The sequence below is a fragment of the Streptomyces sp. NPDC059866 genome, from assembly GCF_042731325.1.
GTDB classification, from domain to species: domain Bacteria; phylum Actinomycetota; class Actinomycetes; order Streptomycetales; family Streptomycetaceae; genus Streptomyces; species Streptomyces flavusporus.
Window position 1 is genome coordinate 32,477 of the sequence record NZ_JBHWJT010000032.1, and the last position, 25,764, is coordinate 58,240.

A 25,764-nucleotide genomic window follows, 5' to 3' on the forward strand; every position below is an offset into this window, starting at 1 on the left:
CGCTCTGTCCAGGGTGACCGCCATGTCCGGGGTCCGGGTTTCGGGGGACGAGCGTCGGGGCAGCAGCCCATGCTCCGTCGTTGATCTGACACCATTCCCCGGGGGCCCCGTTCGGCGGATGGACGGAGCTCGTTTGGAGAGACTTGCGACCAGGGGACGGATGGGACCGCGCAGTGCGGGGCTACGAGAGCCAGGAGCGAGAGCCGGCGGCTGACGTCGATCACCTCACTCGGTTCGAAGCCGAGATGAAACGGCTGAAGACCGAACGGGAAAAGGCGATCCAGCACGCCGAGGATCTCGGCTACCAGGTCGAGGTACTGCGCGCCAAGCTGCATGAGGCGCGGCGCACGCTCATGACCCGGCCTGCCTACGACAGCGCCGACATCGGCTATCAGGCCGAACAGTTGCTGCGCAACGCCCAGATGCAGGCCGACCAGATCCGTGCCGACGCCGAGCGCGAGCTGAGCCAGGCCCGGACGCAGACCCAGCGCATCCTCCAGGAGCACGCCGAGCAGGCAGCCCGGTTGCAGGCCGAACTGCACGCCGAGGCGGTGGCCCGTCGTCAGCAGCTGGACCAGGAGCTCGCGGAGCGCCGGCAGAACGTCGAGTCGCACGTCAACGAGAACGTGGCCTGGGCCGAGCAGCTGCGCGCCCGCACCGAGCAGCAGGCCCGTCGCCTGCTGGAGGAGTCCCGCGCCGAGGCCGCGCAGGCCATGACGGCCGCCCGTGCGGAGGCCGAGCGGCTGGTCACCGAGGCACGGCAGCGGCTGCAGAGCGAGGCCGAGTCGGCCCGCGCCGAGGCGGAGCAGCTGCTGCGCCGGGCTCGTACGGATGCCGAGCGGCTGCTGAACGCCGCCTCCACGCAGGCACAGGAGGCCACCGACCACGCCGAGCAGCTGCGCAGCTCCACCGTCACCGAGTCCGACACCGCGCGCCGCCAGGCCGCCGAGCTGAGCCGGGCTGCCGAGCAGCGCATGACGGAGGCCGAGGAGGCGCTGCGCAAGGCGCAGGCCGAGGCGGAGAAGCTCGTCACCGAGGCCAAGGAGGCCGCGGCCAAGGCGCTGGCCGGCGCCGAGGCGGCGAACGAGACCCGCACCCGGACGGCCAAGGAGCAGGTCGCCCGGCTGGTCAGCGAGGCCACCAAGGAGGCCGAGACCACCAAGGCGGAGGCCGAGCAGGTCGTCGCCGACGCCCGCGCCGAGGCCGAGAAGATCGTCGCGGAGGCCGCCGAGAAGGCCCGTACGATCACCGCCGAGGAGACCGCCGGCCAGCTGTCCAAGGCGGCCAGGACCGCCGAGGACGTGCTCAACAAGGCGTCGGAGGACGCCAAGAACACCACCAAGGCCGCCGCCGAGGAGGCCGAGCGGATCCGCCGGGAGGCCGAGACCGAGGCGGACCGGCTGCGGGCCGAGGCGCACGACATCGCCGAGCAGCTCAAGGGCGCGGCGAAGGACGACACCAAGGAGTACCGCGCCAAGACGGTCGAGCTGCAGGAGGAGGCGCGCCGGCTGCGCGGCGAGGCCGAGCAGCTGCGGGCCGACGCGGTCGCCGAGGGCGAGAAGATCCGCGCCGAGGCCCGCAAGGAGGCCGTCCAGCAGATCGAGGAGGCGGCCAAGACCGCCGAGGAGCTGCTGGCCAAGGCCAAGGCGGACGCGGACGAGCTGCGGCAGAAGGCCACGACGGACAGCGAGAAGGTCCGTACGGAGGCCATCGAGCGGGCGACGACGCTGCGCCGGCAGGCCGAGGAGACCCTTCAGCGCACCCGCCAGGAGGCCGAGCGGCACCGCGAGGAGGTCGTCGAGCAGGCCGAGGGCATCAAGGCCGACGCCGAACGCGCCGCACGGGAGCTGCACGAGGAGACCGAGCGTGCCATGGAGGCCCGCCGTGCTCAGGCCGCCGACGAGCTGACCAGGCTGCACACCGAGGCCGAGCAGCGGCTCGCCGCCGCCGAGCAGGCGCTGACCGACGCCCGTGAGGAGGCCGCGCGGATCCGCCGCGAGGCCGCCGAGGAGACCGAGCGGCTGCGCGCCGAGTCGGCCGAGCGGATCCGCACGCTCCGGGCGCAGGCCGAGGCGGAGGCCGAACGGCTGCGCGACGAGGCCGCGTCGGACGCGTCCGCCTCCCGCGCGGAGGGCGAGGCCGTCGCCGTACGCCTGCGGTCGGAGGCGGCGGCGGAGGCCGAGCGGCTGAAGTCGGAGGCGCAGGACACCGCCGACCGGGTACGGGCCGAGGCGCAGGCAGCGGCCGAGCGACTGGCGCAGGAGGCGTCCGAGACGCTGGCCGCCGCACAGGAGGAGGCCGCCCGGCGCCGCCGCGAGGCCGAGGAGTTCCTCGGTTCGGCCCGCCAGGAGGCCGACCAGGAGCGCGAGCGGGCCCGGGAGCAGAGCGAGGAACTGCTGGCCGTGGCGCGGGCCCGCGTGGAGGAGGCGCAGACCGAGGCCCTGCGCCTGGTCGAGGAGGCCGACCGGCGCGCCACCGAGATGGTCTCGGCCGCCGAGCAGCACGCCCAGCAGGTCCGGGACTCCGTGACCGGGCTGCACGAGCAGGCGCAGGAGGAGATCCAGGGCCTGCGGTCCGCCGCCGAGCACGCGGCGGACCGTACCCGGCGCGAGGCGCAGGAGGAGGCGGACCGGGTCCGCGCCGACGCCTACGCCGAGCGGGAACGGGCCACCGAGGACGCGGGCCGTGCGCGGCGCGAGGCGAACGAGGAGACGGAGGCCGCCAGGGCGCTCGCCGAGCGCACCCTGGCGGAGGCGATCGCCGAGTCCGAACGGCTGCGCGCCGAGGCGGCCGAGCATGCCCAGCGGGTGCGTACGGAGGCCTCGGACAACATCGCGCAGGCCGAGCAGGACGCGTCGCGCACCCGGGCGGACGCCCGCGAGGACGCCAACCGGATCCGTTCGGACGCGGCGACGCAGGCGGACACGCTCATCACCGAGGCGCGCTCCGAGGCGGAGCGGCTCACCTCGGAGACGGCCACGGAGGCCGAGCGGGTACGGGCCGAGTCGGTCGCCAAGGCCGAGCAGCTGATCGGGGACGCCACCGGGGACGCGGAGCGGCTGCGTGCGGAGGCCGCCGAGACGGTCGGGTCGGCGCGGCAGCACGCCGAGCGGATCCGGGCGGAGTCGGAGCGGGTCCGGACCGATGCGGCGGCGGAGGCCGAGCGGCTGACGACGGCGGCGCGCAAGGAGGCCGAGCGGACCCTCGACGAGGCCCGCCAGGAGGCCAACAAGCGGCGTTCCGAGGCGGCCGAGCAGGTCGACAAGCTCATCACGGAGACCACGGCGGAGGCGGACAAGCTGCTCACCGAGGCCCAGCAGCAGGCGCTCAAGACCACCGCGGACGCCGAGGCGCAGGCCGACACCATGGTGGGCGCGGCCCGCAAGGAGGCCGACCGGCTGGTCTCCGAGGCGACGGTCGAGGGCAACTCCCGGGTGGAGAAGGCCCGGACGGATGCGGACGAACTGCTGGTCGGCGCGCGCCGGGACGCGACCGCGATCCGGGAGCGGGCGGAGGAGCTGCGCGAGCGGATCACGGCCGAGATCGAGGAGCTGCACGAGCGGGCCCGCCGTGAGGCCGCCGAGACGATGAAGTCGACCGGTGACCGCTGCGACGCGCTCATCAAGGCCGCCGAGGAGCAGCTCGCCAAGGCCCAGGCGAAGGCCAAGGAGCTGGTGTCGGAGGCCAACTCCGAGGCCGGCAAGGTGCGGATCGCCGCCGTGAAGAAGGCCGAGGGACTTCTGAAGGAGGCCGAGCAGAAGAAGTCGGCGCTCGTCAAGGAGGCCGAGAAGATCAAGGCCGAGGCGGTCCGCGAGGCCCAGCGCACGGTCGAGGAGGGCAAGCGCGAGCTCGAGACCCTGGTGCGGCGCCGCGAGGACATCAACGCGGAGATCTCCCGTGTCCAGGACGTGCTGGAAGCGTTGGAGTCTTTTGAGGCCCCGTCATCCGGCAAGGACGGCGGAGTCAGGGCGGGCGCCGCGGTGGGCGCGCAGCGTTCGGGTGGCAAATCGTCGGACGGGTAGTCAGGAGGTCTGATTCGGGGCACCTTCTGACCTTTTGGGTAAGTCTTTTGCAAGCGGTCCGACGGTTAGCCACTCAAAAGGGGTGTCATTCTCCAGATCAAACACGCATCCGCTCGATGACACGCCGCCTTGGCCCCTAGGATTCCACCTATCACCTCACCGGTCTCATTCGACAGGAACCCCATGAGCGACACTTCCCCCTACGGCTTCGAGCTTGTGCGGCGTGGATACGACCGCGCTCAGGTGGACGAACGTATCTCCAAGCTCGTCTCCGACCGTGACAGCGCTCTCGCCCGCATCACCGCTCTGGAAAAGCGCATCGAGGAGCTCCACCTCGAAACGCAGAACGCCCAGGCCCAGGTGAACGACGCCGAGCCGTCGTACGCCGGTCTCGGCGCGCGTGTCGAGAAGATCCTCCGCCTCGCCGAGGAGGAGGCCAAGGACCTGCGCGAGGAGGCCCGTCGCGCGGCCGAGCAGCACCGTGAGCTCGCCGAGTCGGCGGCCCAGCAGGTGCGCAACGACGCCGAGGCCTTCGCGGCGGAACGCAAGGCCAAGGCCGAGGACGAGGGCGTCCGGATCGTCGAGAAGGCCAAGAGTGAGGCCTCCCAGCTGCGCGCCGAGGCGCAGAAGGACGCCCAGTCCAAGCGGGAGGAGGCCGACGCGCTCTTCGAGGAGACCCGCGCCAAGGCCGCGCAGGCCGCCGCCGACTTCGAGACGAACCTCGCCAAACGCCGCGAGCAGTCCGAGCGCGACCTGGCGTCCCGTCAGGCCAAGGCCGAGAAGCGCCTCGCCGAGATCGAGCACCGGGCCGAGCAGCTGCGCCTGGAGGCCGAGAAGCTGCGCACGGACGCCGAGCGCCGCGCCCGCCAGACGGTGGAGACGGCCCAGCGCCAGGCCGAGGACATCGTGGCCGACGCCAACGCCAAGGCCGACCGGATCCGCTCGGAATCCGAGCGCGAGCTGGCCGCCCTCACCAACCGCCGCGACTCCATCAACGCGCAGCTGACCAATGTGCGCGAGATGCTGGCGACCCTCACGGGCGCCGCGGTGGCCGCGGCCGGTACGCCGGCCGAGGACGAGCCGATCTCCCGCGGGGTTCCGGCGCAGCAGACCCGGTAACCGGTCGGAATACGCCGTCTGAACATCTGCGAAGCCCTCTGCCACTCCGGTGGCAGAGGGCTTTGTACCGTTTTAGCGTTGCCGCATGATCGAGCTCGAGGGGCTGACGAAACGGTACGGCGAGAAGGTGGCGGTCAACCATCTGACGTTCACCGTCAGACCGGGCATCGTCACGGGCTTCCTCGGCCCCAACGGCGCCGGCAAGTCCACGACGATGCGGATGATGCTCGGCCTGGACCGGCCCACCGCCGGGGACGTCCGCATCGACGGCAAACACTACGACCAGCTCAAGGACCCGCTGAAGTACATCGGCGCCCTGCTCGACGCCAAGGCCGTGCACGGCGGGCGCAGCGCCTTCAACCATCTGCTGTGCCTGGCGCAGAGCAACGGCATCCCGAAGAGCCGGGTGCACGAGGTGCTCGACACGGTGGGCCTCACGGCGGTCGCGCGGAAGAAGGCCAAGGGCTTCTCGCTCGGCATGGGGCAGCGGCTGGGCATCGCGGGAGCGCTGCTCGGCGATCCACGGATCCTGATGTTCGACGAGCCGGTGAACGGGCTGGACCCCGAGGGCATCCACTGGATCCGCAACCTGATGAAGTCGCTGGCCGCGCAGGGCCGTACCGTCTTCGTCTCCTCCCATCTGATGAGCGAGATGGCGCTGACCGCCGACCACATCGTCGTCATCGGCCAGGGCCGGCTGCTCGCCGACACCTCCATGCCCGACTTCATCGCACGGAACTCACGCAGTTACGTCCGGATCCGCACCCCGCAGCGCGAGCGGCTGCTCGATGTGCTGTACGGGGCCGGTATCACGGTCGTCGAGACCGGCAGCGGGGCGCTCGAGGTGGACGGCGGCAAGTCCGAGCGGATCGGTGAGCTGGCCGCGCAGCACCAGATCGTGCTGCATGAGCTGAGCCCGCAGCAGGCCTCCCTGGAGGAGGCGTTCATGCAGTTGACCGCGGAGTCCGTGGAGTACCACGCGCATTCCGACACGCCTGTGCAGCAGTGGGGCGAAACCTGGAGGAAGGGCTGAGCATGGCGGCGACCCAGGTCATCCGGTCCGAGTGGACGAAGATCCGCTCTGTCGCGTCCACGGTGTGGACGCTGTCTCTCGCCGTGGTGGTCACCATCGCCCTCGGCATGCTGATCTCGGCACTGTCGAAGAGCGAGTTCGAGAACATGAACGCGCGGGACAGGCTCTCCTTCGACCCCACGTTCATCAGCTTCGCCGGCATGAGCCTCGGCCAGCTCGCGCTGATCGTGTTCGGGGTGCTCGTGGTCTCCAACGAGTACAGCACCGGCATGATCCGCACCTCGCTGGCGGCCGCACCGCAGCGCGGCACGTTCCTGTTCAGCAAGCTTGCGGTCGCCACCCTGCTCGCCCTGGTCGTCGGCATGGCCACCAGCTTCGTGACCTTCTTCCTCGGGCAGGCGATGCTCGGCGACCTGAGCGCCCGGATCGGCGATCCGGGTGTGCTGCGCGCGGTGATCGGCGGCGGCGTCTACATGACCCTCATCGCGATGTTCTCGATGGGCGTCGCCGCGATGCTGCGCTCGCCGATGCTGTCGCTGGGCATCCTGATGCCGTTCTTCTTCCTGATCTCCAACATCCTGGGCAATGTCTCGGCCACCAAGAAGGTCGGCCAGTTCCTGCCCGACCAGGCCGGCAGCAAGATCATGCAGGTGGTCGTCCCGGTCGACGACGACGCTCCGTACGGCCCCTGGGGCGGGCTCGCGATCATGGTGCTGTGGGTGCTGGCGGCGCTCATCGGCGGTTACGTGCTGCTGAAGAAGCGGGACGCGTGATCGTGGAAGGTTTTTTACCCGCTCTTGGAGGGAACCGTCAGCGACTCGATATCCTCCTAACCCTTACGGGGGCGTGTGCCCCGCTGTCCTGAACCTTTCGATGGGTGCGGAGCATGATCGAGGCAGTCGGCCTGACCAAGCGTTACGGCGACAAGACCGCTGTGCACAATCTTTCCTTCCAGGTGCGGCCCGGTGCCGTCACCGGCTTCCTCGGGCCCAACGGCTCGGGCAAGTCGACGACGATGCGGATGATCGTCGGGCTGGACAACCCCACCTCCGGGCATGTGACCATCGGCGGCTACCCCTACGCCAAGCTGCCGAACGCGCCCCGCCAGGTCGGCGCCCTGCTGGACGCCAAGGCGGTGCACGGCGGCCGCTCGGCCCGCAACCATCTGCTGTCGCTGGCCCAGCTGTCCGGCATCCCGGCCCGCCGGGTGGACGAGGTGCTCGGCGTGGTGGGTCTGCAGGACGTGGCCGGGCGGCGCTCCAAGGGCTTCTCCCTGGGCATGGGCCAGCGGCTCGGCATCGCGGCCGCGCTGCTCGGCGATCCCCAGGTGCTGCTGTTCGACGAGCCGGTCAACGGCCTCGACCCGGAGGGCATCCTCTGGGTGCGGAACCTGATGAAGTCGCTGGCCGCGGAGGGCCGTACCGTCTTCGTCTCGTCGCACCTGATGAGCGAGATGGCGCTGACCGCCGACCACCTGATCGTCATCGGGCGGGGGCAGCTGCTCGCCGACGGCAGTGTGCAGGACTTCATCGCGGCGAACTCGGCCGGCTTCGCACGCGTACGGACGCCCGACACCGAGCCACAGCTGCGCGAGAAGCTGACGGTCGCGCTGACCGAGGCCGGCGCGCACGTTCTGCCCGAGCAGGACGGCGCGCTGCGGGTGACCGGGCTGCCGCTGCCCCGCATCAGCGACATCGCGCACGACACGGACGTACGGCTGTGGGAGCTGTCGCCGCACCAGGCCTCGCTGGAGGAGGCGTACATGCGGATGACGCAGGGGGCCGTCGACTACCGCTCCACGATCGACCAGAAGGCCGGGCTGCAGCAGCCGCTGCCGCCGGGCGCACAGCCGCCGATGCCGATGCCGGTGCCGGGGCAGGGCCAGCCGGGCTGGTACGCCCCGCCGCCGCCCCAGCAGGGCGGACAGCCGTTCGCGATGCCGCAGGGGCAGCCGGGAGCGGTGCCGTCGGGGCCGTACGGCGCGCCTGCCGCGCCCGGCACGGGCCCGGCCAACCCGTACGTGCAGCCGGCGCCGCAGGCGGCCCCTGCGGCGCCCCAGGCTCCGCAGGCGTCCGCACCGCCAGCGCCGGGCCAGGCTCCGGTCGCCGCCCCGCCCGCGCCCGCCGCCCCCGCGCAGCCCGCCTCCGCCCCTGCCGACCCGATCAAGCCCGAGGACGCCCGATGAGCACGCCCCAGCCCCCGATGCCGCAGGCCGCACCCGAGTGGCAGGCGGCGCCCGGCCCGTCGTACCCCCACCCCAACTACACCTCGCCGATCCCGGTCGTCCGCACCCACCTCGGGCATGCCCTCACCTCGGAGTGGACGAAGATCAGGTCGGTGCGCTCCACGATGTGGACGCTGGGCGTGTTCATCCTGCTCGTCGTCGGCATCGGGCTGTCGGCCGGCGCGCTGGTGGCGAACGCCGGGGCGGAGGGTGAGCTGGGCGACGAGAACCCGCTGTCCCTCGGCTTCTTCGGACTGCTGCTCGGCAGCATGTGCATCATCACGCTGGGCGTGCTGACGACTGCCACGGAGTACGGCACCGGGATGATCCGGACCACCATGACCGCCTGCCCCACACGCGGGCGGGTGCTCGCGGCGAAGTCGGTCGTGTTCTTCACGGTCGCCTTCGTGGTCACCCTGGTCGCCGCCGGACTCGTCGCCTTCGCGCAGGTCGGCATGTTGAGCGACGCCCGGGAGCCGACCGGGGAGGAGTGGCTGAAGGGCACGGTCGGTGTCTCGCTCTACATCGCGCTGCTCGGACTGCTCTCACTCGTCGTCGGCTCGATCGTCCGGCACTCGGCGGGCGCCATCACCATCATGATCGCCGCGGTGCTCGCCCCGCTGGTCATCGCGATGTTCATGTTCGCGTCGTCGCTGGAGGACCTGCGCGAGGCGCTGTTCGAGTACTCGATCCCGAACCAGCTGAGCATCTTCTACTCCAACTCGCTGACCACGTCGGGCCCGTCCGGCTGGGACCCGCTGTGGATCATGCTCGGCGTCACTGCTGCCGCGTTCGTCGGCGCCTACGCACTGCTGGAGAAGCGGGACGTGTAACCCCCGCTAGAACTTCGGCACGTTCCGGGACCGCTGCACCCGCGTGGTGCGGCGGTCCCGTGCGTTCCAGCAGGCCTTGTGCCAGTGCCGGCGGTCGTCGACGCCCGCGTGCTCGGGCCAGACCACGACGTGCGGTACACCGGAGGGGATCAGCTGGTCGCAGCCGGGGCAGCGGTACGTCTTGCCCTCGGAGCTCGCCCCCGCCACATGGCGTACGCTCCAGGTCTCGCCCTGCCAGTCCTCCGCCGACTGCCAGCCGCCGTAGCGGCCCGGGCGGTCGTCCTCGGCGCTCCCGCCGGACACGGCGGCCCCCTTCGGGCCCTTGGCTCGGTTGCGACGCGGGGACACAGGACACCTCTCGGAGCTATACAGGTAACGGGTCGTGTCCAGCCTACGTGGGCCGGACAGGGGTACGCGCAAAGCAGCGATCTCCACAAGTCCCCCCTCTCCGACCATCGATTCTGCTGACAATCCGCAAATCCCTTCGCCAGGCCGTGTCCTCGGCACGTGTCAGACGGTTATGCCGAGTGGGGGAGCTCCGTGTCGGAGCCAAGGAAGCAGGAAGAGCAATGCGCGTAGGAAGTTTCGTGTTGGCGGCCCAGTTCCCGGGCCAGGGCCAGGGGGAGGCGCTGCACCGCGCGGTCCGCTCGGCGGAGGTGGCCGAGGAGGCGGGGCTCGACTCGGTCTGGCTGGCCGAGCACCACTTCGTGCCGTACGGCACATGCCCGTCGGCGATCACCCTGGCCGCGTTACTGCTCGGCCGCACCCGCCGCCTCCGGGTCGGTACGGCGGTCAGCGTGCTGCCCACCACCCACCCCGTGGCGCTCGGCGAGCAGGCCGCGCTGCTGCATGTGACAAGTGGCGGACGCTTCTCACTGGGTGTGGGGCGCGGCGGGCCGTGGGTGGACCTGGAGGTGTTCGGGACGGGCCTGGAGGCGTACGAGAAGGAGTACCCGGAATCACTCGATCTGCTGGTGCGCTGGCTGCGCGAGCCGGCGGTCGCGGGCCCCGGCGGCCGCTTCGCCTTCCGTGAAGTCCCCGTCGTACCAAGGCCGTCCGAGTCCCTGTCGGAGACCGAGGGACCGGAGATGCTCGTCGCCTGTACGTCCCCGGCGAGTGTGCGGACGGCGGCCGAGCGCGGGCTGCCGATGCTGCTCGGCATGCACGTGGGGGACGAGGAAAAGGCCGAGATGATCGCCCTGTGGCGGCAGCATGCGCGAGCCGCCGGGCGGCCGGCGGACGAAGTCCTCGGCGCGGGTCATGTGTCGGCCGGTGTCTGCCAGATCGCGGACCGGCGCACCGAAGCGGCGGAGACCCTGCTGAAGGCGATGCCGGGCTGGCTGAAGCAGGGCCTGGACGCCCATGTCACGGTGGACGGCCGCGAGCGCCGGATGCGCGATCCGCTGGCGTACACCGAACTGCTCTGCGGGCTGCACCCGGTGGGCACCCCACGGCTGTGCGCCGACCGGCTCGCCGCCACCAGCGAGCGCACCGGCGTCTCCCGCTTCGCGCTGCTCGTCGAGGGCTCCGGCGACCTGGCGGCGACGGAGGAGAACGTACGGCGGCTGGGGGCCGAGGTGCTCCCCCAGCTGACGTGAACGGCCCCGTCGTGCGGGAGGCTTGCCGCTCCGATACAGATCGCACCTCCCGCGTACGGAGCGGCAAGCAAGCGGTTCAGCGCCTCAGCAGTCCCGCAGCTCCGGAGACTGGTTCAGCAGCTGGCCGCGGACCGAGGTGAAGCGGGCCAGCCTCTCGTCCGCCGAGGCGTCCAGCGGGAACACCGCCACCCGGTGGCAGTTCTGGAAGGCCAGCCGCACACCGAAGTGCCGCTGCAGCGCGCCGCGTATGGCGTCACTCGCGAGCGCACGCAGCAGCTGACCGCGCGCCTGCTCGTCCGGCGGGGGCGTCTGGTTGTCGGCGAACTCTCCGCCGTCCACCTTCAGCTGGGCCACCAGGGAGCTGATCATCTCCCATGCGTAGGGCAGGGAGGTCCGGACGCAGTCGACGAAGTCAGCTTCGTCGACCTCGCCTCGCTCGGCCTGTTCGAGTAGGGCCGGTGAGACGTCGAGCGACATGGGTTCTCCTCTCGCACCCCCAACCAGCAGGGGTTGCCGGACAGATGAGGGAGTGCGCGATCGTCAACACGCTGCGTACACATCTCGCGACCTCCCGTTTAATACGGTAGGCAACAGACGGTGACGGCACCAGAAGAATGCGAATACAGGCCGATCCCGATGGGCACACAATCGGCCAGCAATGAACAGGGGGGGCCGGAGAAACAGGGCGGCCCGTCAGGGCCTCGTTTGAGGGTGGTGGCGGGTGACGGGCGGGCGAATCGCTTTCACCGGGGCCCGTCGAGTAGCGTTGCCGACCATGCGTCTCGTCATTGCCCGCTGCTCCGTCGACTACGCCGGCCGGCTCACCGCCCACCTCCCCACCGCCCCCCGTCTCATCCTGGTGAAGGCGGACGGCAGCGTCTCGATCCATGCGGACGACCGGGCCTACAAGCCCCTGAACTGGATGTCGCCGCCCTGCACGCTGAAGGAGGGAACCGGCGAGGAGGCCGGTGTCTGGACCGTCATCAACAAGGCGGGCGAGAAGCTCATCATCACGATGGAGGAGGTCCTCCACGACTCCACGCACGAACTCGGCGTGGACCCCGGCCTGATCAAGGACGGCGTGGAAGCACACCTTCAGGAACTGCTCGCCGACCGCATCGAAACGCTCGGCGAGGGCTACACGCTGATCCGCCGCGAGTACATGACGGCCATCGGCCCGGTCGACATCCTCTGCCGGGACGCCGACGGACAGACCGTCGCTGTCGAGATCAAGCGACGCGGTGAGATCGACGGCGTGGAACAACTCACGCGCTATCTGGAGCTGTTGAACCGCGATCCCCATCTGGCGCCGGTGCGGGGCGTCTTCGCGGCGCAGGAGATCAAGCCGCAGGCCCGGGTCCTGGCGACGGACCGGGGGATCGGGTGCCAGGTGCTGGACTACGACGCGCTGCGGGGGATCGAGGACGACAAGTTGCGGCTCTTCTGAGCGGCAGTGGTACGACGGTGAGGGCCGGGTCCGACGGACGGACCCGGCCCTCCGGCTTGTACGGGCCTCAGATCACCGGACCCGAACCCGAGCTGCTCTCAGTCCCCGCACTGCTGCTCTCCGGCGCGCTGGCGCTCGTGCTCGCCGGAGCGCTGGAGGAGATCGGGGCGCTCGCCGAGTCCGAGGTGGACGGGGTTTCCGTCGGGGTCGCGGTGGGCGTCTGCGTCGGGGTTTCCGTGGGTGTCTCCGTCGGCTCTTCGGTCTCGGTCGGCGTCGGAGACGTCTCGGTGGGCGGCTTCGACGACGACGGCGGCCTCGTCGGGGACTTGGTCGGCGAGCTGGAGCTCGTCGGGGAGTCGCCGCCCGGATCCCGCGTACCGCTCGGGTCGTCGGACGGCTCGTCCGTCTCCGTGGCCGTCGGCGTCGGATCGTCCGCGGTGCCGAACGTACCGTCCGGTCCCGGATCCGTCGGCCGGCTCGTCGCCGGGCCGGTGTCGCCGTCGTCGTCCTGCTCCGCCTTGTCGGCGCCCAGGCCCTCCTCACCGACGCCCTGGCTGGCGGACGGGTTGACGCCGACCTGCTCGGAGGGGTTCTCGGCGTCGTTGCTGGAGGTGGCGCCGAGCGTCACGACCGTACCGAGCACCGCCACCAGCAGTGCGCCCGCGCCGGCCGCGACGAGGTTGCGCTTGGCCAGGCCGCGCAGACCGCCCCGGTCGCGGTGCTGCGCCGCACCGGGCGTCGAGCGGTGGGTGACGAGGGTCGACGTGTCGTCGGGCCGCTGCAGGGGCGGGAACTCCGCAAGCGCCGCGGGGACCCCGCCGGGCGGCGACGCCGACTCCTCGTAGCGGGCGGCGGGCACCTCCTCGCCGGTGGTGGAGCCGAGCACGGGCGTGGCACCGAGCGCCGGCGAGGCGCCGGGCGTGGACGCGGGACCCGGTGCCGTGCCCGCGCGGTCGGTGACCAGGGCCAGGGCGCGGCGGCCGGCGACGGTGCCGCGCTTGTCAGCGGCGGCACCGCGCAGCCCGATGGACGCCTCCAGTTCGGCGCGGGCCCGGTCCGGCCGGCCCTCGCACAGCGCGAGGATGCCCAGCTCGTGGTGGAAGTAGGCCTGTTCGGTGACGTCCCCGGCGAGCCGGGCGGCTTCCACGCCGGAGCGCAGTGCCCGCTCCCAGGCGCTCCAGTGCAGCCCGGCGGCGAACGCGGGAGCCGCCGTGCGGGCCAGCTGCACGGCGGCGCTCTCCTCGCCCTCGCCGTGCGGTGTCGTCGCCGGTACGAGGGCGGCAAGGGCGGTGAGCAGGGCGTCCGCCTCGGCGCACACACGCTCGGGAGTGACCGAGGGGTGTCCGGCCCACCAGGCATAGTGCCGGGCGGCGGTCAGGACGTGACCGGCCGGGTCGTCGGCGTAGCCGGCGGCCTCCAGCTGGGTCTGCACCCCGGCGGCGAGCCGGTAGCGGGAGCCGACGGGTGAGACCAGCGCGCAGCTGAGCAACTCGCCCAGCGCGGCGTCCGCGTGGGTGTCGCCGACCAGGGCGGGCAGGTGCGCCTGGTGCGGCACCTCGCCGCCGAGCGCCACGGCGATACGCAGGGTGGCGCGCGCGGAGGCGCTCAGCCGGGAGGCGAGCAGCGCGGCCGGCGCGGCTCCCTCCGCCAGCGAGGGCAGCGGTACTTCGGCGGACGCTCCGGGGACGGCGTCGAAGGGCGCATCGGCCGGGAGTTCCTGGAAGACGCCGAACTCGTCGAAGGCGTCCACGCCCGCCCGCATCCGGTCGCGCTGCCGCAGCAGGGCGCCGGCCTGCACGAACCGCAGCGGCAGGCCCTCGGACTCGAACCAGAGGTCGCCGGCCCAGTTGGCCTCGTCCTCGGTGAGGGAGCGGCCGACGGCGTACTCGAGGAGATCCAGGCCGCCGGCGCGGTCGAGACCGTCGAGGAAGACCTCCTCGATCGCCGCGTCGGCGGACGGCGCGGGCACGTCCGGGGTGGCGCCGATCACGAAGGCGCACTCCGGGGTGGCCGCCAGCAGTTCGTCGAGCGCGGCGCCGCCGAACTCGATGTCGTCGAGGACGACGATCGCGCCGATCTCCCGGACGTGCTCGAGCAGTTCGTCCCGTTCCGGCCGGTGCAGGGGTGCGCCGTACACGGCGTAGAAGAGCTCGTACAGCAGGTCGTTCGCGGTGTGGTGGAAGCCGGTGAGCCGGACCACGCCGTCGGGGGCGAGGTCCGCGCAGTCCTCGGCGACCGTGTCGAGAAGGCGGGTGCGGCCCGAGCCTCCCGGGCCGGTCAGGCGCACGGAGCGGCCGCGGGCGAGCAGCCGCACCAGACGCTCGCGCTCGTCCTGGCGGCCGAGGAGCGGCAGCGCGGGCCGGCCCGGCCCCGGCGGGACGGGCGGCGCGGCGGCGCGGTCGACCTCGGCACGCTGGGCCGCGGTCAGCTTCTGCGGGCGTCCGGGCCGCTCCCCCGGCGGGCACAGTTCGATCTCGCTGCCGTCGACGGGGTTGACGGTGAGCAGGAAGTCGCCGGAGACCAGCTGCACCGTGCGGGCGAGTGCGGGCGCATGCTGGCCGAAGTCGGATGTGAGGGAGTCCCTCGGCGGGCGCTGGCGCGGCGAGTTGCCGTCACCTTCGTGGCCGTACTCCTCGGGTCCCCGGTTGTTCGGGTCCATAGGTTCAAGCCCCCCAAAAGCGTCGAGTGCGTCGAGCCCCTCCCGGCCTTGCCGCACACCGCGCTGTCGCTTCTGGTCCGGGCCCGCTCGAGGGTTGAACAGACGCGGGCGACCGAACCCTAAACCTTCGCTCAGTATCTACGACAGTCCGGGGTGCCGCCCGGTCCGAGACGTCACAGTCTCGTGAGGATTGTGCGCGTCGGGCGTTTCGCCGTGAGGTGCCCGGGTCCCGCCCGTCCCGCCGGATCACACCCGCGCCGGGAGTCACACCCGGGGCAGCGACTCCAGCCCGATGCCGCCCTCGACCGCCAGGATCCGGTGCAGCCGGGTGGCCACCAACAGGCGCTGCATCTGCGGCGGTACACCGCGCAGCACCAGCCGTCGGCCGCAGCGGCCGGCCCGCCGGTGGGCGCCCATGATGACCCCGAGTCCGGTGGCGTCCCAGGAGTCCAGCTCGGACAGGTCGAGGATGAGGTCGCCGGCTCCGTCGTCGACGGCCGAGTGCAACACCGCACGGGCGTCCGCCGCGCTGCGGACGTCGAGACGGCCCCCGACGACCACCTCGTCGTGGTCGCCCCTGATGTGCATATGCGCTCCCCGTGCGTGCGTCGTGTGCTCCGCGATGAAAGATGATGCCGGTGATGCAACCTCTGACGGTGTTGGGCGGTCAGAGGTTGCCGTCCGTAAGCGAACCGATACCGAATTCACTCCGAGGTGTGATGTCCCTCGAGGCGTGTGCGGTTTCAGTGCTTGTAGAAGCCCTGCCCGCTCTTGCGCCCGATGTCACCCGCGTCAACCATCCGGCGCATCAGCTCCGGCGGAGCGAACTTCTCGTCCTGGGTCTCGGTGTAGATGTTGCCGGTGGCGTGCAGCAGGATGTCGACGCCGGTGAGGTCCGCGGTGGCCAGCGGTCCCATGGCGTGCCCGAAGCCGAGCTTGCAGGCGAGGTCGATGTCCTCGGCGGTCGCGACGCCCGACTCGTACAGCTTGGTCGCCTCGACGACGAGCGCGGAGATGAGCCGGGTCGTCACGAAGCCGGCCACGTCGCGGTTGACAACGATGCAGGTCTTGCCGACGGACTCGGCGAACTCCCGTGCGGTGGCGAGGGTCTCGTCGCTGGTCTTGTAGCCCCGGACGAGTTCGCACAGCTGCATCATCGGGACCGGCGAGAAGAAGTGGGTGCCGACGACGCGCTCCGGGTGCTCCGTCGCGGCCGCGATCTTGGTGATCGGGATGGCGGAGGTGTTGGAGGCGAGTACGGCCTCCGGGCGCACGATCTTGTCGAGCGCCCGGAAGATCTCGTGCTTGACTTCGAGCTTCTCGAAGACGGCCTCGACGACGATGTCCGCGTCGGCAGCGGCGTCCAGGTCGGTGGTCGCGGTGATACGGGCGAGGGCGGCGTCGGCGTCGTGCGCCTCCAACTTGCCCTTGGCGACGAACTTGTCGTACGAGGCCTTGATGCCGTCGGTGCCGCGCCTGAGCGCCTCGTCGGTGACATCGCGCAGGACGACGTCCCAGCCCGCCTGGGCGGAGACCTGGGCGATGCCGGAACCCATGAGACCGGCCCCGATGACGGCGAGCTTCCGTGCCACTGACGACTCCCCTGAGATGCTTACTCGCTGTTTACGTATGTTCTCTCCGGCGGACCCTAGCGCTCGTGAGGGGCTGTGTGACCGGTAAGTAACGCGCGTCACGTCTCACATGACGGACATCACACCGGCACGGCTCACTAGGCTGGCCACATGGTCAATCTCACGCGCATCTACACCCGTACCGGCGACCAGGGCACCACCGCCCTCGGCGACATGAGCCGGGTCGCCAAGACCGACCTGCGGATCTCCGCGTACGCGGACGCCAACGAGGCGAACGCGGTGATCGGCACGGCGATCGCGCTGGGCGGACTGGACGAGGAGATCGTCAAGGTCCTCACCCGTGTGCAGAACGACCTGTTCGACGTGGGTGCGGACCTGTCGACGCCGGTGGTGGAGAACCCGGAGTTCCCGCCGCTCAGGGTGGAGCAGTTCTACATCGACCGCCTGGAAGCGGACTGCGACCGCTTCAACGAGCGTCTGGAGAAGCTCCGCTCGTTCATCCTGCCCGGCGGCACGCCGGGTGCCGCCCTGCTCCACCAGGCCTGCACGGTGGTCCGCCGCGCCGAACGCTCCACGTGGGCGGCCTTGGAGGTACACGCCGAGACGATGAACCCCCTCACCGCGACCTACCTCAACCGCCTGTCGGACCTGCTGTTCATCCTGGCCCGGACGGCCAACGGGGCCGCGGGCGACGTCCTTTGGGTCCCTGGCGGCGAACGCTGAGCGGACTCGGCGAGGTCCGCTGCGGTCCGGGCCACCGGGCTTGCGCCGGAGCCCTCAGCGCGGGCTCCGCTCCTTCATCCGCGTTTCCCCGGCCTCGGAGAGCCCGGCAGGGGCCCTCTTCGGCCAGATCGCGTACGTCAGGGCGATCAGGCCGTGGATGCCGGCCGTGCGCCAGGCGATGAAGATCCAGCTCTGGAGGGAGCTCGTGCGGCTCGGGTCGTCCACGTACCACATGGCGATCAGCAGCAGCACGCTGGCGACCACGGCAGCCACGAGCGTGCCGAGCCACACCCTGCCCTCGTGCCGGGCGCGGGCCATCCCGTAGCGCGGCGGTTTGGCGGGCGGCGCGGCGCCGCCGAAGCGGTGGGCGGCGTGGCCGTCGAGCCACTTCACCGTCCGGTGGCCGTGGCCCACGGTGTAGCCGATGTACAGGGCGGCCAGCCCGTGCTTCCAGCTCGGATCTGCGCCGTTCTTCAGGTCGATCGCCGTGGCGACCAGCAGCACGACCTCCAGCAGCGGTTCGACCAGCAGCAGACCGAGCCCCGTCCGGCGCATCCCGAGGACGTAGCGGAAGAACAGCCCCGCGGCCAGCAGCACCCAGAAGCCGACCTCGCAGACGACGATCAACGTGACGATCACGGCGCACTCCTCTCGGTCACCCGTCCAGGCTCCCGTCGGAATCCGCTCGATTCGTCGTCGCCGCCGACGAAGTACGACTGCATCCTTCGATGTACTCGCGGACGCGCGAACCGTTCCGCGGCATCAGGCGCGACGCGCGCCGCCCGTGTTGGATGGTGTCATGGCCGTACGACTCCCCCGCCCGCACCGCTTCGACCGGTACGTCGCACTGGCCGGCCTGCTGGGCGGGCTGCTGCTGTGGGGCATCGGCCTGGGGATGCGGCCGGCCGGCGAGCCGACCGTGCTGTGGGCGGGGCGCTGGCCCGTCCTCCTGCCGCTCGCCGTGATGGCCGGCTGTGAACTGCTGCGCCGGACCGCCCCGCGCACCGCACTGCTGACCGCCACGGGCGCGATCGTCCTGGACCTCATGACGCAGGGCAACCTGGTCACGGTCCTGATGTACACCGACGTGATGTACGCGGCCGTCCTGTACGGCTCCCCCGCCTCGGCCCGCCGTATCCCGCGGATCACCGGGCTGCTCACGGTGGCGGGGACGATCGTGCCGTTCGCGATCTGGCGGGTGCCGGAGACCCTGCTGATCGGTGCGGCCGTCGGCGTCGTCGCCTTCGCGCCCGCGTCGACCGGTCTGATCGTGCGCAACCACCGCGAGGCCGCCGAGGCCGCCCGGCTGCGGGCCGAACAGACCGCGCTGCTCGCCGAGATGGACCGCACGCAGGCTGTCGTCGCCGAACGCGCACGGGTGGCCCGCGAGTTGCACGACATGGTCGCCAACCACCTCTCGGCGATCGCCATCCACTCCACGGCCGCGCTCTCCCTCGACGACCCCGAGACCTCGAAACAGGCCCTGGGCGTCATCCGCGAGAACAGCGTCGAGGGACTCGCGGAGATGCGCCGGCTGATCGGGATCCTGCGGGACGACAGCGGCGACTCCGCGCCCGCCGCGGCGCCCACTCTCGACGGCCTCGGCGCGCTGGCCGACACCGCCCGCGCCAACGGCCTCGACGTCACCGTCGACGCCGAGCACGGCGCGAAGCTGCCCGCGCCGGTGGAGCTCGCCGCGTACCGGATCGTGCAGGAGTCCCTGACCAACGCCCTCAAGCATGCCGGCCCCGGCCGGGTCACGGTGACGCTGCGGCAGCTCGACGGCTTGCTGAGCATCGCCGTGACCAGCCCGTACGGCGACCGCGACGGGCCTCGCGCGCCCGGCTCCGGTGCCGGTCTGATCGGCATGCGGGAGCGGGCCGCGCTGCTGGGCGGCAGCTTCGAGGCCGGCCCCGAGGACGCCGCCCGGGGCAAGATCTGGGCGGTGCGCGCCACCCTGCCTCTCGTCGATGTCGAAGGAGTGACCGAATGATCCGCGTGCTCGTCGCCGAGGACCAGTCCGCCGTCCGCGCCGGGCTCGTCCTCATCCTGCGCAGCGCGCCCGACATCGAGGTGGTCGGTGAGGCGGTCGACGGTGAGCAGGCGGTGGCGCTCGCCCGTGAGCTGCGGCCGGACCTGGTGTTGATGGACGTTCAGATGCCGCGTCTGGACGGGGTGTCGGCGACCCGGCAGGTGGTCGCCGAGGGGCTCGCCGACGTACTGGTCCTGACGACCTTCGACCTGGACGCGTACGTGTTCGGCGCGCTGCGCGCAGGCGCGTCCGGGTTCCTGCTGAAGAACACGGACGCGAAGGATCTGCTGGAGGCGGTACGGACGGTGGCGCGCGGGGAGGGTCTGATCGCGCCGGCCGTGACGCGTCGGCTCATCGCCGAGTTCGCCGCCAAGCCCGTACGGGAGTCCAGGGCCGACCCTTCGGTCCTGGACAGCCTCACCCGGCGCGAGCGCGAGGTCCTGTCCTGCCTGGGCGAGGGCCTGTCCAACGCCGATATCGCCGCCCGCCTCGACATGGCGGAGGCCACGGTGAAGACGCACGTCAGCCGGTTGCTGGGGAAGCTGGAGCTGCGCAGCCGGGTGCAAGCCGCGGTGCTGGCACAGGAGTTGGGGATCTAGAGGACTTTTCGGGGTAGTGGTCCAGACCTATTGACCCGTGGTCCAGACCTTTCTATTCTCGCGGCACTGTGGGCCTGATGGCTCAGTCATGCCCCGACAACAACCCCACAAGGAGGCGCAGCATGCGCTTCAGACAGAGAGCCCTGGCAGGCTTCGCGACCCTGCTGCTCCCGCTCGCCGGTCTGGTCGGTCTCGCCAGTCCCGCCCAGGCCGCCACCGAAGCCACCGCCACCTACAGCAAGACCCAGGACTGGGGCACCGGCTTCGAAGGCAAGTGGACCGTCAAGAACACCGGCACCACCACCATCAACGCATGGACCGTCGAGTGGGACTTCCCCTCCGGCACGTCCGTCACCTCCGCCTGGGACGCCGACGTCACCTCCTCCGGCACCCACTGGACCGCCAAGAACAAGTCCTGGAACGGCACCCTCGCCCCCGGCGCCTCCGTCTCCTTCGGCTTCAACGGCACCGGCTCCGGCGCGCCGGGCAACTGCAAGCTCAACGGCGGCAGTTGTGACGGCGGCTCGGTCCCGGGTGACAACCCGCCCTCCGCCCCCGGCACCCCCACCGCCTCCGACATCACCAACACCTCGGTGAAGTTGTCCTGGAGCGCCGCCACCGACGACAAGGGCATCAAGAACTACGACGTCCTGCGCGGCGGCACCAAGGTCGCCACCGTCACCGGCACGACCTACACGGACACCGGCCTGACCGCCGGCACCGACTACTCGTACACCGTCCAGGCCCGGGACACCGCCGACCAGACCGGCCCGGTCTCCGGCGCCCGTGCGGTCCGCACCACCGGCGGCGGCACCGACCCCGGCCCGGGCGGGAAGATCAACCTCGGCTACTTCACCGAGTGGGGCGTCTACGGCCGCAACTACCACGTCAAGAACCTGGTGACCTCGGGCTCCGCGTCCAAGATCACGCATATCAACTACGCGTTCGGCAACGTGAAGAACGGCCAGTGCGTGCTCGACGACGCCTACGCCGCCACCGACAAGGCCTACACCGCCGACCAGTCCGTGAGCGGCGTCGCCGACACCTGGGACCAGCCGCTGCGCGGCAACTTCAACCAGCTGCGTCAGCTGAAGGCCAAGTACCCGCACATCAAGGTGCTGTACTCCTTCGGCGGCTGGACCTACTCCGGCGGCTTCGGCCAGGCCGCGCAGAACCCGGCCGCGTTCGCCAAGTCCTGCAAGGCCGTCGTGGAGGACCCGCGCTGGGCCGATGTCTTCGACGGCATCGACATCGACTGGGAGTACCCGAACGCCTGCGGCCTGACCTGTGACACCTCCGGCCCGGCGGCCTTCAGGAACCTGATGTCGGCGCTGCGCACCGAGTTCGGCTCGAACTACCTGGTCACCGCGGCCATCACCGCCGACGGCTCCTCCGGCGGCAAGATCGACGCGGCCGACTACGGCGGCGCCGCCCAGTACCTCGACTGGTACAACGTGATGACGTACGACTACTTCGGAGCCTTCGACGCGGACGGCCCGACCGCTCCGCACTCGCCGCTCACCTCGTACCCCGGCATCCCGCAGGCGGGCTTCAACTCGGCCGACGCGATCGCCAAGCTCAAGGCCAAGGGCGTGCCGTCCGCCAAGCTGCTGCTCGGCATCGGCTTCTACGGCCGCGGCTGGACCGGCGTCACCCAGTCCGCCCCCGGCGGCTCGGCGACCGGCGCGGCACCCGGCACCTACGAGGCCGGCATCGAGGACTACAAGGTCCTGAAGAACTCCTGCCCGGCGAACGGCACCATCGCGGGCACGGCGTACGCGCACTGCGGCAGCAACTGGTGGTCGTACGACACCCCGTCGACGATCGCCGGGAAGATGACCTGGGCCAAGAACCAGGGCCTGGGTGGCGCGTTCTTCTGGGAGTTCAGCGGCGACACCAGCAACGGTGAGCTGGTGAGCGCCATCAGCAACGGGCTGAACTGACGCCCGGCCATCCGCACTCCGACACCTGAAGCCGGAGCGGCAGGTCTCACCCTGCCGCTCCGGCTTCCCCCTGCCCGGATGCGGTCAGATGGCGGGCGCAGCGACCCGTGTGTACGTCCGGCCGTTGCTGGTGGCGGCGGGCGTGGTCACCGTGACGGAGACCGGCCCGGCGGGCCCTGCCGGAGCGACGGAGGTGACCTGCGTCGGGGAGACCACCGTGAACGCCGCGGGGACGGTGCCGAACCGGACGCGTGTGGTGGACGCGAGGTTGCTGCCGGTCAGCGTGACGACCGTACCGGCGTGCGTCGGCCCCTTGTCGGGTACCAGGGAGGCCAGCACGGGCGCGTCGAGGAAGACATAGCCGAGGGGATTGCTGGTGCCGCCGGGGGTGATCACCGTGACCTCCGTGGCACCAGGGGCATGGCTCCGGGTCACCGCGGTGATCTGCGTGGCGGAGTCGACGGTGAACGAGGCGGCCGCCACGCCGTCGAACAGCACCGCCGTCGCACCGAGGAGGTTGTTGCCGGTGAGCCTGACCGTGGTGCCGCCCGCTGTGGGGCCGGAGGCAGGGTCGAGCGCGGTCAGCGTGGGCAACGCGGCGTAGAAGAAGAACGCGTCGGGGTCGTCGGGGTCGCTGGTGCCGCCGACCGTGGTCACCGTGACGGCCGCGGCGCCCGCCGCGTGGGCAGGCGTCACCGCGGTGATCTGGGCGCTGCTGTTGACGGTGAACGAGGTCGCCGCCACGCCGTCGAACCGCACGCTCGTCACATTGGTGAAGCCCGTGCCCGTCAGCGTCACCGTCGTCCCCCCGGAGACCGGCCCCCGATTCGGCGACAGGCCGGTGATGGAGGGAGCGGCGACATAGGTGAACGTGAGGGCGTTGCTGGTGCCGCCCGAAGTGGTCACGGTGACGTCGGCCGGGCCTGCGGCGCGGGCGGGGCTGACAGCGGTGATCTGGGTGCTGCTGTTGACGGTGAACGAGGCCGCCGCCACGCCGCCGAACCGCACGCTCGTCACATTGGTGAAGCCCGTGCCCGTCAGCGTCACCGTCGTCCCCCCGGAGGCCGGCCCCTGGTTCGGCGACAGGCTCGAGAGGGTGGGAGCCGTGGAATAGGTGAAGGGCACGGACTGGGCGCTGGTGCCCTGGGTCGTGGTGACGGTGACGTTCACTGTTCCGCTGCCGGACGGAGTCACGGCCGTGATCTGCGTGCTGCTGTTGACCGTGAACGACGTGGCGGGGATGGATCCGAACCGGACGATGACCACTCCCGTGAAATCGATTCCGGTCACGATGACGGTGGTACCACCTGTGGGCGGCCCCTGGCTGGGACTGACCGAAGTGACCACAGGAGGGGCCATGGCTGTACTCCTTCACGCAGGGCTGAGGGATCGATGACACATGCAGCCACGTCATGGCAGGGCTTCGGGCCGAGCCCGTCCGGGCGGAGGGGGGACTGCCGCCCGGACGGGGGTTCTGCGCCTCCCTGTTACGGAGGTGATCGGACCGGTCAGATGCCGGGCCCGGCGACGTAGGTGAAGCCGCCGAGTTCGGTGTCCGATCCGGCGGGGTTGGTCACGACGACGTCGGCCGCTCCCGCGGTGCCGGGCGGGGTGACCACGGACAGCGTGGTGGCGCTGATCACCGAGAACGGCGCCGCGGCGCCGTCGAAGGTGACCGATTCCGTGCTGTCCAGATTGGTGCCGGTGATGGTGACCGCCGTCCCGCCCGAGGCCGGACCCGAGGTGGGGCTGATGGTGGTGACCGTGGGGACGTCGACGTAGGTGTAGGTGAGGCCGTTGTTGGTGCCGCCCGCAGTGGTGACGCTCACTCCCACCGGACCGGCCGCCGCGCCCGCGGGCACGGCGACGCTGAGCGAGCTGTCACTGCTCACGGTCGGAGTGGCGGTGACACCGCCGAAGGACACACTGGTGGCCGTCGACAGACCGGTGCCGCTGACGGTGATGCTGTTGCCGCCGGCGAGCGGCCCGGAGGTGGCGCTCAGGGACGCCTTGAACGGGGCGCCGACGTAGAAGTACGGCACGGGGTTGCTGGTGCCGCCCGGGGTGGTCACAGTGACCCCGACCGTGCCGGTTCCCGACGGGGAGACGGCGGTGACCTGTGTCGGGGAGACGTTGGTGACGTTCGTGGCGGACTTGGTGCCGAACTTCACGGCGCTGGTGTTGGACAGGTTGGTGCCGGTGATGGTCACCAGGGTCCCGCCCCCGGTGGAACCCTGATTCGGAGAGATGGGCATGAGGACACTCCTCGCTCGTTGATGGGGACATTGCGAGGAACCGACCGGGTTGGGCCAGCCACTGGCTGCCGCGTCGCAGAGGCGGGACCGCCGCCGAAGGCACGTACGTCGGTCTCTTCCCGCCCCGTTCCGATACGACGAGCACCGCTCAGCGGTGCTGCCGCGCCCCGGGTGAACGAACCGGCACGGCCCCCGTACGACAGCCGGGTGCACCGCAGCCTCCGCCGTCTGTCCCGGGCAAGGAAAAGCCGACGGGTGCTGCCTGTCCGAACGTTCCCCCGGCTCGGGGATGGGCAGCCCGCCGGTTCACACTCTCAGTGACCCATACATCCAATCGAGTGACAAGACACAGTCGCCCTCCATCACTCGAACGGAGTAACCTCTGACCCTTTTTCCCTCCTTGCGACTTTCTTCTGTCGAACTTTCACCCCTCCAGGCCAACATTTGTTCGGGAACGGCAGTCGATGCCAAGCCCCGGATACGGCCCGGGGCTTGGCATCGACCATCTGTCACACCGGGCAGCCGGGGACAGCTCCAGCGGGCGCGCACTGGTCAGGTCTGTTGAGCACCACCCGCGTCCCGGACACAGTGACCGAGCCTCCGTCCTCGTCGCGGAAGATCCCACCTCCCAGGCCTCCTGCCACGTTCTCGGTGACCTGGCCGCCGATCAGGCCGGCAACGCCGCCCTGCTGGTTCAGGCGCTGCCCCTGGTACAGGCCACCACCGTCACTTCCGGCGTCGTTCTTGTCCACCTCCGTGCCCACCAGTCGCAGCGTGCTGTCGAAGTTGGCGATACCTCCGCCGGACGAGGCGGCCTCGTTCTCCTCCACGTGACCGCCGTAGACAGTGAGGGAGCCGAGTGCCGCGAAGATGCCTCCGCCCTCGAAACGCTCGGTGCTGTTGACCCTGATGTCCGCGCTGTTGAGGACGGTGGTGCCGGCGGTGAACAGTCCTCCGCCCGTGAAATCCGCCGTGTTGTTCTCGACAGCCCCCCTGTCCATCGTCAGCTGCGCGGCGGAGGCCACATGGATTCCGCCGCCGTCGCCTGCGGTGTTGTCCGACACGGTGCTGCTGGTGAGGTGCGCCCTGGCGCCGGCTGCGACCGCGACACCGCCGCCCACGGCGGAAGCGGTGTTGTCGCTCACCCGGCTCCCGACCAGGCTCAGATCGCCTGCGGTGAGGATGCCGCCGCCGACCGTGTCGGCACCCGCGGTCGCACTGCCCCCCGACACGGTGATCCCGTTGAGGGTGAGGGATCCCTGCGAAGCGACCTCGGCGATGCGGAACGGTGTGGCCGACGTGCGGGTGATGGTGGACTGGGTACCGGTAATGGTGACGATCCCGGTGATGGTCGGCAGCCCGTTGGCCCCTCCGGCCACGGCCGGAGTGGTGAGTTCGTACTCGCATCCCGCTGACAGCAGAATCGATCCTGCCCCACGGGCGTTCGCCTCGTTGATCTGCTCGATCAGTTCGGCGACGTCCCCGCACGGTACCGGTGTCGCCTGGCGTGCAGGCGGGGACGTGGCGATGGCCGGCGTGGCGACCAGGGCCACTGAAGCGCTCAGCAGCGCGGTCGCCGCCACCCTACAGACGTTCTTCACGGTCGACACGTGTTCTCCCTTTGAGTCGTTGTTGTTCAACTTCATCGGGAGCGGGGGCCGTTGGCACCCAGTGTGATCTGGACG

Annotated in this window: 21 protein-coding genes; 12 read left to right on the forward strand and 9 right to left on the reverse strand. The window is 71.0% G+C overall.

The window, feature by feature from the left end:
* Positions 1 to 173: 173 nt before the first annotated feature.
* From scy to ACFV7R_RS36660, 6 genes are all read left to right on the forward strand, one after another.
* Positions 174 to 4,022, forward strand: a complete 3,849-nt coding sequence (gene scy, locus ACFV7R_RS36635; protein WP_385271714.1) for a polarized growth protein Scy — start codon at positions 174 to 176, stop codon at positions 4,020 to 4,022.
* 183 nt (positions 4,023 to 4,205) lie between these two features.
* Positions 4,206 to 5,141: a cellulose-binding protein gene (locus ACFV7R_RS36640; RefSeq protein WP_385271717.1), complete on the forward strand. Its 936-nt coding sequence runs from the start codon at positions 4,206 to 4,208 to the stop codon at positions 5,139 to 5,141.
* 85 nt (positions 5,142 to 5,226) lie between these two features.
* Entirely contained in the window at positions 5,227 to 6,174 is a 948-nt protein-coding gene (locus ACFV7R_RS36645) for an ABC transporter ATP-binding protein (protein ID WP_385271720.1), read from the forward strand.
* 2 nt (positions 6,175 to 6,176) lie between these two features.
* Complete coding sequence (locus tag ACFV7R_RS36650) at positions 6,177 to 6,947, forward strand: ABC transporter permease (RefSeq protein WP_385271723.1); 771 nt, start codon at positions 6,177 to 6,179, stop codon at positions 6,945 to 6,947.
* A gap of 113 nt (positions 6,948 to 7,060) precedes the next feature.
* The gene (locus ACFV7R_RS36655) at positions 7,061 to 8,359 is read left to right on the forward strand and encodes an ABC transporter ATP-binding protein (RefSeq protein ID WP_385271726.1); all 1,299 of its coding nucleotides are present in this window, start codon (positions 7,061 to 7,063) and stop codon (positions 8,357 to 8,359) included.
* Positions 8,356 to 9,231: an ABC transporter permease subunit gene (locus ACFV7R_RS36660; RefSeq protein WP_385271729.1), complete on the forward strand. Its 876-nt coding sequence runs from the start codon at positions 8,356 to 8,358 to the stop codon at positions 9,229 to 9,231. The genes ACFV7R_RS36655 and ACFV7R_RS36660 overlap by 4 nt, the downstream gene beginning before the upstream one ends.
* 6 nt (positions 9,232 to 9,237) lie before the next feature.
* Here ACFV7R_RS36660 and ACFV7R_RS36665 read toward each other — a convergent pair whose 3' ends face one another.
* Entirely contained in the window at positions 9,238 to 9,579 is a 342-nt protein-coding gene (locus tag ACFV7R_RS36665) for an ATP/GTP-binding protein (protein WP_385271732.1), read from the reverse strand.
* 221 nt (positions 9,580 to 9,800) lie between these two features.
* Here ACFV7R_RS36665 and ACFV7R_RS36670 point away from each other — a divergent pair, with 221 nt between their 5' ends.
* Complete coding sequence (locus tag ACFV7R_RS36670; RefSeq protein WP_385271735.1) at positions 9,801 to 10,829, forward strand: LLM class flavin-dependent oxidoreductase; 1,029 nt, start codon at positions 9,801 to 9,803, stop codon at positions 10,827 to 10,829.
* Positions 10,830 to 10,913: 84 nt separating this feature from the next.
* Here ACFV7R_RS36670 and ACFV7R_RS36675 read toward each other — a convergent pair whose 3' ends face one another.
* The gene (locus ACFV7R_RS36675) at positions 10,914 to 11,306 is read right to left on the reverse strand and encodes an SCO5389 family protein (protein ID WP_129800535.1); all 393 of its coding nucleotides are present in this window, start codon (positions 11,304 to 11,306) and stop codon (positions 10,914 to 10,916) included.
* Positions 11,307 to 11,604: 298 nt separating this feature from the next.
* On the opposite strand from ACFV7R_RS36675, the gene nucS reads away from it, so the two are divergent.
* On the forward strand, positions 11,605 to 12,276 hold the full coding sequence (gene nucS / locus ACFV7R_RS36680; protein ID WP_385271738.1) for an endonuclease NucS: 672 nt from the start codon (positions 11,605 to 11,607) through the stop codon (positions 12,274 to 12,276).
* A 67-nt stretch (positions 12,277 to 12,343) separates the two neighbouring features.
* On the opposite strand, the gene ACFV7R_RS36685 is transcribed toward nucS, so the two are convergent.
* The 3 genes from ACFV7R_RS36685 to ACFV7R_RS36695 all read right to left on the reverse strand — a co-directional run bounded on the left by ACFV7R_RS36685 (position 12,344) and on the right by ACFV7R_RS36695 (position 16,527).
* The gene (locus ACFV7R_RS36685; protein ID WP_385271741.1) at positions 12,344 to 14,935 is read right to left on the reverse strand and encodes an ATP-binding protein; all 2,592 of its coding nucleotides are present in this window, start codon (positions 14,933 to 14,935) and stop codon (positions 12,344 to 12,346) included.
* Positions 14,936 to 15,199: 264 nt separating this feature from the next.
* Positions 15,200 to 15,523 carry an STAS domain-containing protein gene (locus ACFV7R_RS36690; protein WP_129800538.1) on the reverse strand — a complete coding sequence of 108 codons (324 nt, stop codon included), beginning with the start codon at positions 15,521 to 15,523 and terminating at the stop codon, positions 15,200 to 15,202.
* Between the two features lie 155 nt (positions 15,524 to 15,678).
* Positions 15,679 to 16,527, reverse strand: coding sequence for a 3-hydroxyacyl-CoA dehydrogenase family protein (locus ACFV7R_RS36695; protein WP_129800539.1), 849 nt, complete (start codon positions 16,525 to 16,527; stop codon positions 15,679 to 15,681).
* Positions 16,528 to 16,677: 150 nt separating this feature from the next.
* Between ACFV7R_RS36695 and ACFV7R_RS36700 the strand changes: the two genes are divergently transcribed.
* Positions 16,678 to 17,250: a cob(I)yrinic acid a,c-diamide adenosyltransferase gene (locus ACFV7R_RS36700; RefSeq protein ID WP_129800540.1), complete on the forward strand. Its 573-nt coding sequence runs from the start codon at positions 16,678 to 16,680 to the stop codon at positions 17,248 to 17,250.
* Between the two features lie 54 nt (positions 17,251 to 17,304).
* Here ACFV7R_RS36700 and ACFV7R_RS36705 read toward each other — a convergent pair whose 3' ends face one another.
* Positions 17,305 to 17,889: a hypothetical protein gene (locus ACFV7R_RS36705; RefSeq protein ID WP_385271746.1), complete on the reverse strand. Its 585-nt coding sequence runs from the start codon at positions 17,887 to 17,889 to the stop codon at positions 17,305 to 17,307.
* Between the two features lie 160 nt (positions 17,890 to 18,049).
* Between ACFV7R_RS36705 and ACFV7R_RS36710 the strand changes: the two genes are divergently transcribed.
* The 3 genes from ACFV7R_RS36710 (at position 18,050) to ACFV7R_RS36720 (ending at position 21,824) form a co-directional block, all read left to right on the forward strand.
* On the forward strand, positions 18,050 to 19,243 hold the full coding sequence (locus tag ACFV7R_RS36710) for a sensor histidine kinase (RefSeq protein WP_385271749.1): 1,194 nt from the start codon (positions 18,050 to 18,052) through the stop codon (positions 19,241 to 19,243).
* On the forward strand, positions 19,240 to 19,881 hold the full coding sequence (locus ACFV7R_RS36715) for a response regulator (protein ID WP_385271752.1): 642 nt from the start codon (positions 19,240 to 19,242) through the stop codon (positions 19,879 to 19,881). The genes ACFV7R_RS36710 and ACFV7R_RS36715 overlap by 4 nt, the downstream gene beginning before the upstream one ends.
* A gap of 122 nt (positions 19,882 to 20,003) precedes the next feature.
* A complete protein-coding gene (locus ACFV7R_RS36720) occupies positions 20,004 to 21,824 on the forward strand; it encodes a glycosyl hydrolase family 18 protein (protein WP_385271755.1) in 1,821 nt (606 codons plus the stop codon).
* Positions 21,825 to 21,908: 84 nt separating this feature from the next.
* Here ACFV7R_RS36720 and ACFV7R_RS36725 read toward each other — a convergent pair whose 3' ends face one another.
* The 3 genes from ACFV7R_RS36725 to ACFV7R_RS36735 all read right to left on the reverse strand — a co-directional run bounded on the left by ACFV7R_RS36725 (position 21,909) and on the right by ACFV7R_RS36735 (position 25,689).
* Entirely contained in the window at positions 21,909 to 23,183 is a 1,275-nt protein-coding gene (locus tag ACFV7R_RS36725) for an IPT/TIG domain-containing protein (protein ID WP_385271758.1), read from the reverse strand.
* Between the two features lie 149 nt (positions 23,184 to 23,332).
* Positions 23,333 to 24,079, reverse strand: a complete 747-nt coding sequence (locus ACFV7R_RS36730; protein WP_385271761.1) for an IPT/TIG domain-containing protein — start codon at positions 24,077 to 24,079, stop codon at positions 23,333 to 23,335.
* 509 nt (positions 24,080 to 24,588) lie between these two features.
* Positions 24,589 to 25,689 (reverse strand): right-handed parallel beta-helix repeat-containing protein, encoded by a 1,101-nt coding sequence (locus ACFV7R_RS36735; RefSeq protein WP_385271763.1) that lies wholly within the window; start codon positions 25,687 to 25,689, stop codon positions 24,589 to 24,591.
* Between the last annotated feature and the right edge of the window lie 75 nt (positions 25,690 to 25,764).